This window comes from Ideonella azotifigens (genome assembly GCF_006519715.1).
GTDB lineage: Bacteria > Pseudomonadota > Gammaproteobacteria > Burkholderiales > Burkholderiaceae_C > Ideonella > Ideonella azotifigens.
This window is the reverse complement of record NZ_VIDT01000900.1, coordinates 1-1,862: the sequence shown is the minus strand read 5'-3', so window position 1 is coordinate 1,862 and position 1,862 is coordinate 1. Positions and strand designations below refer to the sequence as shown.

Annotated in this window: 1 protein-coding gene; it reads left to right on the top strand. The window is 66.6% G+C overall.

Annotated features, from left to right (window positions below; genetic code table 11):
• The coding region (locus FKP22_RS29050; RefSeq protein ID WP_375140629.1) for a sensor histidine kinase at positions 1-1,446 on the top strand (1,446 nt) is incomplete at its 5' end.
• Positions 1,447-1,862: the final 416 nt, after the last annotated feature.

The following is a 1,862-nucleotide window of genomic DNA, read 5'->3' as shown; positions in this document are numbered from 1 at the left end:
GGCGCGCTGCACGGGGCGCGCTCGCTGCGCCAGCAGTTGCTGGTCTGGGTGCTGCTGCCGCAGCTCGTGCTGTGGCTGGCCGGCGCGTTCTTCACCTACAACCTGGCAGCCCGCTATGCCAATGCGGCGATCGATGCCAGCCTGCTGCAGGCCACGCGTGCGCTCGCACGCCAGGTCAAGCCGGTGGGCAACGGGCTGCTGATCGACTTTCCACGCGCTGCGCAGGACATTCTGGAAGCCGACCCGAACGACCGGGTGCTCTACACCGTCAGCTCGCCTCCGGGACAGTTCATCCTCGGCAACCGCAACCTGCCAATGCCACCGACCGCGGGCGATGCTGGCGCGGCACCGGGCGACCCGCGCTTCTACGACGGCCAGATCCAGCTCAACCCGCACCTGGAGCAGGGCGAAAAACCCATTTTCGAGCAGGTGCGGGTGGCCGCGCTGTACCTCAGCTACGGCGACGACATCGGCCCTTCGCAGACCATGCTGGTCCAGGTCGCGCGTTCCAGCACCAACCGCGAGGAACTGGCGCGCCGCATCCTGCTGGACACGGTGCTGCCCCTGTCGGTGCTGATCATCGCGATGACGATGATCGTCTGGGCCGGCATTGGAGCCGGCCTGGCGCCATTGAGCAAGCTGCGCAGCCAGGTGGTCGGACGCGCAGCCAATGACCTGACGCCGATCCAGATCGATGTGGCGCCGCACGAGGTGCGCGCGCTGGCCCAGGCCATCAATGCGTTGCTGGCCGCAGTCCAGCGCAACGTGGGCGCGCAAAAACGCTTCATCAGCGACGCCGCCCACCAGTTGCGCACACCACTGGCCGGCCTGAAAAGCCAGACCGAGCTGGCACTCAAAGACGCCACCGAGCCAGCCCTTCAGGCCCGCCTGCAGCGCGTGCACGAAAGCGCGACCCGCAGCGCCCACCTGGTCAACCAGTTGCTCACGCTGGCCCGTGCCGAGCCGGAATCGGCCACGCGCCAGTCGCAGGAACGGGTGGACATGGCCAAGCTGGCGCGCGAGCTGACAGCGGAGCTGGTGCCACGCGCCCTGCATGCCGGGCAGGACCTGGGCTTTGCGGTGGCAGACGAGGCCGAGCCGCTGCATGTGCGCGGCACCAGCCTGCTGCTGCGCGAGGCCTTGATCAATGTGATCGACAACGCGCTGCGCTACGCCGGCCGCGGCGCCGAGGTCACGGTGCTGGTGGCGGCAGAAGGCGACGACTGGGTGCGCATCGAGGTCAACGACAACGGCCCCGGCCTGCCGCTGGAGCAACAGCACCAGGTGTTCGAGCGCTTCTTCCGCGCCACGCACGAAGGCACGGGCTGCGGCCTGGGCCTGGCGATCGTCAAGGAGATCGTCGAACGGCATGCCGGCCGGGTGTCGGTGCAGTCGGTCCATCCCACCGGGCTGTCGGTGCAACTGCGCCTGCCCCGCTCGCACTGAGCGGCGTTTTTCAGCCACTTCATCGATACCTCCGAGCCCGCCGGACACTGTTTTCCGGGTTCGCCGGTCGGCACGTCACACAGCGCGCTTCCTTAAGGTCAGCCAGCTGCCGCCCACCCTCAAGGGCCGGAGGCTCACCTGCGGGTTACCCGGGCTTACGCGAACTTGGCGTTTGATTGGCACCGAAGAAGCGTTGCTTGTACGCCAACACCCTATCGTAAGTACCTATAAATTCCATGTTCAGTATTCATTAATAATTCGGCTCGCCGCAAGCAATCTGAACATTGCACAACAACACGAGTGGCCTGCGGCCCACTCTTCCCGTCAGGAGACAAACCATGAAGATTCGTCACCCCGCTTGGCGTCACACCCCGCTGGCCATCGGCCTGCTGCTCGCCACCGCCCAGTCCGCCTTC